Source organism: Nocardia sp. NPDC005978, assembly GCF_040614455.1.
Lineage (GTDB): Bacteria > Actinomycetota > Actinomycetes > Mycobacteriales > Mycobacteriaceae > Nocardia.
In genome coordinates this window covers 1-6,819 of the sequence record NZ_JBEXUS010000197.1, presented here as the reverse complement: position 1 = coordinate 6,819, position 6,819 = coordinate 1, and the positions used below count along the sequence as shown (strand labels likewise).

Genomic DNA, 6,819 nt, shown 5'->3' with positions numbered 1-6,819 from the left:
GTTTTTTTGGTTTTGTTGAGGGGATTACAGCCGTGTGATATACCTAACTCATCTATCCCCACACGTCGCCGCCACACACTAACGCCCGGCCCCCCGGGCCCCCCGGCCTTTTCGCGCTACTGCCTACCGGCTAGAGGAACAGATCGGTGCTGAGCGGGCCGTCGCCCGGCACCACGCGGTACTTCTCCAGATCCGTGATGCCGTGCGCGGCAAGCACATCGTCGTCGATGAAGAAGTTGCCGGTCGTCTCCTTCGCCGGCGAGGTGAGCACCAGGTACGCGGCGTCGGCGTAGATGTCCGGCGTCCGTGAGGTGGCGACCATCTCCGCGCCGCCGAGCAGATTCTGCACCGCCGCGGTGGCGATCGTGGTGCGCGGCCACAGCGAGTTCACGCCGATGCCGTACTTGCGCAGCTCCTCGGCCAATCCCAGTGTGGTGAGCGACATTCCGTACTTGGCGATGGTGTAGCCCAGGGAGCCGCCCGCCCATTTCGGATCCAGGTTCAGCGGCGGCGACAGCGTCAGGATGTGCGGATTGCGCCCGGTCTGCGCGGATTCACGCAGCGCCGGGATGCTGAGCTTGGACAGCAGGAAGCTGCCGCGGCAATTGATGTCCTGCATGAGGTCGTACTTCTTCATGGGCAGGGTCTCGGTGGGGGACAGGTCGATCGCCGAGGCGTTGTTCACCACCATGTCGATGCCGCCGAAGGTCGCGATGGTGCGCTGCACCGCCTCGGCCACCGCGCCGTCGTCGCGGACGTCGCCGACGTACTTGAGCACCGTTCCGCCCGCGGCCTCCAATTCGGCTGCCGCCGTGTGGATGGTGCCGGGCAGCTTGGGATGCGGCTGATCGGTCTTCGCGATCAGCGTGATGTTCGCGCCGTCCGCGGCCGCGCGCTTGGCGATCTCCAGCCCGATGCCGCGGCTGCCGCCCGACATGATCATGGTCCGGCCCGCCAGCGGCTTCAGTGCTTCGGTCATCTCGGCTCCCTGCTCTCTGCTTTCGCCCCGGGTTCGATGATCCGCGCGTCCGTGCGCGATCGGAGCGAAAACCCTCCGATCCGGACAGTAGGCCGATTTCCGACACTATGCAACTAGGTGCATATGGATGTCGGGGTAGCGCCTGCGCTACCCCCGGCCGTCCGGTCCGCGCCACCGGCAACACGGGCGTGTGCGGCATCGGAATCGCGGTCCCGGATTCCTAGGCTCGAAGCAGCCGGGAAAACCGGACCGAACAGGAGGAACGCCTTCACATGACGATATTTCGGGGGTACCGCGCGCGCCGCGCGCCGGCCGGCATCGGCGTGCTGGCCGTGCTCGCCGCGGCCGCCTGCGCGACCGCGGACCCGGGCGCCGCGTCCACCGGCCGGGACCGGGACGACGCCCTGGGCGCGGCCATGTCGGCGGTCGTGGACGCGGGGTTCCCGGGCGTGCAGGTGGTGATCACCGACGCCGGTGGACAGCGCGTGCGGACCGCCGGGCGGGCCGATACGGTCACCGGCGCGGAGTTCACCGCCGACGCCCGCGTGCGGATCGGCAGCAACACCAAGACGTATGTGGCCGTGGTGATCATGCAACTGGTCGCCGAAGGCCGGGTGGCCCTTGATGATCCGGTGGAGAAGTACCTGCCGGGCGTGGTGCGCGGCAACGGCAACGACGGCAACCGGATCACCGTGCGCCAGTTGCTCCAGCACACCACCGGACTGCCGGACTATCTGGCGAGCGGTGACCCCGCGGTGGCCCGCGACCCGAATTCGCCACAGCTGCAAGGGGATGCGGCCGCACTGCGGACCCGGCACTTCACCCCGCGCGAGCTGGTGGACATCGCCATGAGCCTGCCGCCGCAGTACGAACCCGGTGCGCGCGCGGTGTACACGAACACCAACTACATCCTGCTCGGGATGCTCGTCGAGCAGGTGACGGGCAAGCCGGTGGCCGCCGAGATCCAGACCCGCGTCCTGGATCGGCTCGGCCTGCGCGACACCTACTTCCCGGCGGACGGCGAACAGGTCATTCGCGGTCCGCATCCGCGCGGCTACGAGGAAAGTGCGGGGCAGCGCGTCGATTTCACCGATCTCGACCCGTCGTGGGGCGGCGCGGCCGGGGCGATGGTCGCCACCGGCGCCGATCTCAATCGCTTCTTCCGCGCCCTGCTCGCGGGTGAACTCCTGCCCGCGCCGCTGCTCGCCGAGATGCGCGTGACCGTGCCCTTCGACCGCATGCCCGGCGCGGGCTACGGCCTCGGGCTGATCCACCAGCCCGTGTCCTGCGGCGCCGAGGTCTGGGGCCACGGCGGCAGCATCCCCGGTTTCGAGACCCGCAACGGCGTCACCGCCGCGGGCGTCGCGGTGACCGTGATCGTCAATCAGCTACCGGTCAGCGAGGCACAGGCCGCGACCGTCACGGCGGCACTGGATACCGCGCTCTGCTCCTGAACAGGGACGCCCGGTTGCCGCGCGCACCGCATCGCGTCCGGGCCGCGTCACCCGACTGCCATTCGCCGCACCCCCGATTCGTATTACCCCCGAAAGGAATTCACCGTGCACAGCGGAAAGCTCTTCGCGACCGTCGCCGCCACCGTGATCGCCGCCGTCACCGGCGCGGTCGTGGTGGACCGGGTCGTGGCCGCGCCACCGGCCGCCGCGACCGAAGCCGAACTCGGCCGCTACTACGGCCAGCACCCGAATTGGGTGGCCTGCGGTGTGCAGGCGCTGGACGAGGTGGGCGCGCAGTGCGCCGACATCACCGTTCCCGTGAATTACGCGGAGCCGCAGGGGAAGACGATGACCGTCGCCATTTCCCGCATCGCGGCCACCGATCCCGCGCAGCGCCGCGGCGTCATGCTTTCCAACCCCGGCGGCCCGGGCGGATCCGGGCTGGATCAGTTCATCCGCCTGCTCCCGGCCATGACCCCCGAGGTCCGCGCGGGCTACGACCTCATCGGCATGGACCCGCGCGGCGTCGGCCGCTCGACGCCGATCGATTGCGGCTGGACCATCGGTTTCGGCCTGCAATCGGCGGGTGTGGACGGCGCGGGATTCGCCGAGTCGGTGGTGACCCAGGGCCGGCTCGCCGCCGAATGCGTTGCGAATCAGGGTGATCGGCTGTCCTCGATCTCCACCCGCAACACCGCCCGCGACATGGATGTCGTGCGCGGCGTGCTGGGGCAGGAACGGATCAACTACTTCGGAACCTCGTACGGCACCTACCTGGGCGCTGTCTACATGCAGATGTACCCCGAGCGCAGCGACCGGATGGTGCTGGACAGCGCGGTGGATCCGGTGCGCTACGGCGCGGTCGGGATGATGCAGGACATGGGCACGGCCAATGAGGCGGCCCTGGACCGCTGGGCGGATTGGGCCGCGGCCCGTGACGGCGAGTACCGCTTCGGCGCGACCCGCGCGCAGGTCCGCGCCACGGTGGAGAACCTGATCCGGGGTGCGGCCGAGAAGCCGCTCCGGATAGGGGATTTCGAGGTGGACGAGCACTGGCTGCCGATGCTGCTGTTCACCGTGCTCGACGACGCGCGCAACTACCCGACGACCTCCGCGCACGTGCGCCTCTACCTGGACGCGGCCGCGGGCAGGGCCGTGACGCCCGATCCCGAACTGGCGGCGAGCATCGATCGCATGCTGAACGGCAAGCCGGAGAACATGTCCGCGCAGATGACCATCATGTGCGGCGACGTGGGTGTGCCCCGCGATCCGTCGTGGTACTGGCGCAACATCGAGGCGGCGCGGGCCACCCAGCCGATCTTCGGCGCCTTCGCCAACAACATCACCCCGTGCGCCTTCTGGCCCGCACCCGCCGAGGAGCCGACGACGATCGGCAACGCGCTGCCCGCCCTGGTCATCCAGGCCACCGGCGACACCCGCACGACGTACGCCAACGGCGTGGCGATGCGCAAGGCGCTCACCGGCTCCCGCCTGGTGACCCTCGAGAACGTCGACATCCACAGCGTCTACGGCCGCTACCGGAACACCTGCGCCTGGGGCGCGATCAACACCTACTTCTCCGATGGAACCCTGCCCGCGACCGACATCACCTGCCGGGACGACGGATTCGCCAACTGATCGACCCGCGGCCCGCCCCCGGGAAGGGCGGGCCGCGCTGCCCGAGGCCGGGACCGATCCGGTGTGTGGCCCACTCGAGCTACACCGGGTCGCGATATCGAACACCGCCGAAACCGGGAGAGCCCGGCGACGAGCTTCGCTCACCGGGATAGCGGACGGCGGGCACGGAGACCGGTGCGGCGCGTGAAGTCATTGCGCCGCACCGGCTCACACGCGTCATGCGCATCGATCTCGCGGGTGAGGGCCGGGAGTCGGCGTGGCGCAGCGGCTTACACGCGCGGTGCCGCGCCGAGGTAGGCGAGCACCGCCAGCACGCGGCGGTGGCCGACCTCGTCGGCGTGCAGGTTCAGCTTGGCGAAGATGCTCCGAATGTGCTTGAGGACCGCGCCTTCGGAGACGACCAGGCGGGCGGCGATCGTCGCGTTGTCCAGGCCCTCGGCCATCAGCGCCAGCACCTCGCGTTCGCGCGGGGTCAGGGCCGCCAGCGGATCGTCGGATTTGCGGCGGACCAGTAGTTGCGAGATCACCTCGGGATCCATGGCGGTGCCGCCGCCGGCGACCCGGTGCAGCGATTCCAGGAAACGGTCGACCTTGCCGACCCGCTCCTTGAGCAGGTAGCCGACCCCGCCGGAACCGTCGCCGAGCAGCTCGGCGACATAGCTGTCCTCGACCCAGTTCGAGAGCACCAGCACCGGCAGCCCGGGGTGAATCTCGCGGGCCCGAACCGCCGCCCGCAGGCCGTCGTCGGTGAAGGTGGGCGGCATGCGCACGTCGACCACCACGGCGTCGGGCCGGTCGGCGGTGACCAGGGTCAGGAAATCCTCGGCGTTGTCCAGGGCCGCCACCACGTCGATGCCCGCGGTGCGCAGCAGCAGGACCAGACCCTCGCGCAGGAGGGCGTCGTCCTCGGCGATCACGACCCGCATGGCAACTCCACGCGCACCACAGTAGGGCCACCGGCGGGACTGTCGATCCGCATGTGCCCGTGCAGAGCCCGCGCCCGCCGCCGGATGCCGGCGAGTCCGCCGTCCTCGGTCTCGTGCGCTCCGCCGATCCCGTCATCGGTGATGGTCAGCACCAGCACCGGACCCTCGCGCAACAGCGCGTCGTCCTCGGCGATCACGACCCGCACGGCAACTCCACGCGCACCACAGTAGGGCCACCGGCCGGGCTGGTGAGCACCATGCTCCCGTCCAGGGCCGCGGCCCGCCGCCGGATGCCGGCCAGGCCGCCGCCCTCGCTCTCGCGCGCACCGCCGATCCCGTCGTCGCTCACGGTGACCGTCAGGGTCGCGGGCGGGCCGGCCAGGCGCACCGAGACCTGTTCGGCCCGCGAGTGTTTGGTGGCGTTGGTGAGCGCCTCGGCGATGACGAAATAGGCCGCGGCCTCCACCGCCGCCGGCCGCCGCGCACCCGGTTCGATCTCGACCACGCAGGGAATGGGCGACCGCGCCGCCAATGCCGATATCGCACTGGCCAATCCGCGATCGGCGAGGACCGGGGGATACACCGTGCGCACGACATCCCGCAGTTCGGCGAGCGCCGCGGTCGCGGTGTCCTGCGCGGTGCGCACCATCGCGTCGGCCGCCCCAGGATCCCGCTCGCGCAGCTGCTCGGCGAGCCCCAGCTGCATGATGACCGCCGCGATCCGCGCCTGTGCCCCGTCGTGTAGATCCCGCTCGATCCGCCGCAGCTCCGCGCCGTGCGCGTCCAGCGCCGCCGCCCGGGTCGCGGTCAGCTCGGCCACCCGATGCGCCAGTTCGGCCCCGTCGGCGGGGGCCAGTAGCGCGGCCGCGGTCCGCGCGGTCAGCCCGGCCACCGCGGGCGTCTGCAGGGCGAGCCAGCCCAGCGGCAGCGCGATCAGCGCCGCCGCGAACGCCGTGCCCCACGAGGTCACCGTGAATCCGAAGTTCGTCACCGATCCCGGCGGCGTCAGCCGCCAGTAGGCCGGGACCAGCGCCTGGTTCAGCACGGCGAAGGGCAGCAGGATCGCGACGCTCCCGACCAGCGTTCCGGTCACCGCGTGCAGCACCAGCCACCCGAGGTCCCGCAGGTTGGCGGGATCCCGGGCGACCGTGGCCAGTTGCTCACGCAGCGAACCCGTCATCGGCTGGTAGGCCGCCGCGATGGGCTCACCCAGATAGCGCGCGGCCTGCCGCCGGTCGACGCCCACCAGCCGCCGCACCAGCCGCACCGCCTCCGGCACCGCCGGAATACCCAGCCCGATCAGGCAGAACGCCCCCACCACCGCGAGTCCCACCACCGCGAACATCGACAGCAGAGCGGTCAGCCCACCCATCGCCAGGTACCCCACCGCCGCGGGCAGCCCCCGCAGCCGCCCCAGCACCCATCGCCCCGGCCTCATCGGCCCATAACTGAAACGCTCGCTTCAACCCGTCGCGCCACACCAGCACCGTCCACGCTCTCATTCTCCGCATACCGCGGAAATCGGTGCGCGGGCACACCCGCGCCCGGCGGTCGCACGTCCCGGCCCGGGCCGTCGCACCCGCCTCGTCGTTGTCGTCTTCGTCGCCGCCCGCGTTCGCCGCCGCCGGAGCCGCAGACGTGCCAGGCAGCGGTCGTCGGCGCACCGGCGGCTTCGCCGGTGTGTCGGTGGGCCGCCACGCTCTCGGCTCGCGACGCGAGTCCGGAACGCGGACCGGGCGGCCGCCACCGTTGCCGGCGGCCGCTCGGCGAACCACCGCGACCGCGCCTCGGCCCGCGGTCCCGCGCGGCACGTTCACCGCCG

6 protein-coding genes are annotated in these 6,819 nt (G+C 71.1%); 2 read left to right on the top strand and 4 right to left on the bottom strand.

The features are described from left to right. Nucleotides 1–130: 130 nt before the first annotated feature. Nucleotides 131–979 carry an NAD(P)-dependent oxidoreductase gene (locus ABZ319_RS39555; protein WP_354991729.1) on the bottom strand — a complete coding sequence of 283 codons (849 nt, stop codon included), beginning with the start codon at nucleotides 977–979 and terminating at the stop codon, nucleotides 131–133. A 272-nt stretch (nucleotides 980–1,251) separates the two neighbouring features. Here ABZ319_RS39555 and ABZ319_RS39550 point away from each other — a divergent pair, with 272 nt between their 5' ends. After that, nucleotides 1,252–2,433, top strand: coding sequence for a serine hydrolase domain-containing protein (locus ABZ319_RS39550; RefSeq protein ID WP_354991728.1), 1,182 nt, complete (start codon nucleotides 1,252–1,254; stop codon nucleotides 2,431–2,433). A 105-nt stretch (nucleotides 2,434–2,538) separates the two neighbouring features. Beyond that, a complete protein-coding gene (locus ABZ319_RS39545; RefSeq protein WP_354991727.1) occupies nucleotides 2,539–4,071 on the top strand; it encodes an alpha/beta hydrolase in 1,533 nt (510 codons plus the stop codon). Nucleotides 4,072–4,340: 269 nt separating this feature from the next. Here the strand turns inward: ABZ319_RS39545 and ABZ319_RS39540 are convergent, their stop codons facing one another. From ABZ319_RS39540 to ABZ319_RS39530, 3 genes are read right to left on the bottom strand one after another with little or no spacing between them, the layout of a single operon-like run. Continuing rightward, nucleotides 4,341–4,997: a response regulator transcription factor gene (locus ABZ319_RS39540; protein WP_354991726.1), complete on the bottom strand. Its 657-nt coding sequence runs from the start codon at nucleotides 4,995–4,997 to the stop codon at nucleotides 4,341–4,343. After that, a complete protein-coding gene (locus ABZ319_RS39535; protein WP_354991725.1) occupies nucleotides 4,985–5,203 on the bottom strand; it encodes a hypothetical protein in 219 nt (72 codons plus the stop codon). Before ABZ319_RS39535 ends, ABZ319_RS39540 begins: the two co-directional genes overlap by 13 nt. Beyond that, nucleotides 5,191–6,435: a sensor domain-containing protein gene (locus ABZ319_RS39530; protein WP_354991724.1), complete on the bottom strand. Its 1,245-nt coding sequence runs from the start codon at nucleotides 6,433–6,435 to the stop codon at nucleotides 5,191–5,193. The genes ABZ319_RS39535 and ABZ319_RS39530 overlap by 13 nt, the downstream gene beginning before the upstream one ends. Nucleotides 6,436–6,819 lie beyond the last annotated feature (384 nt).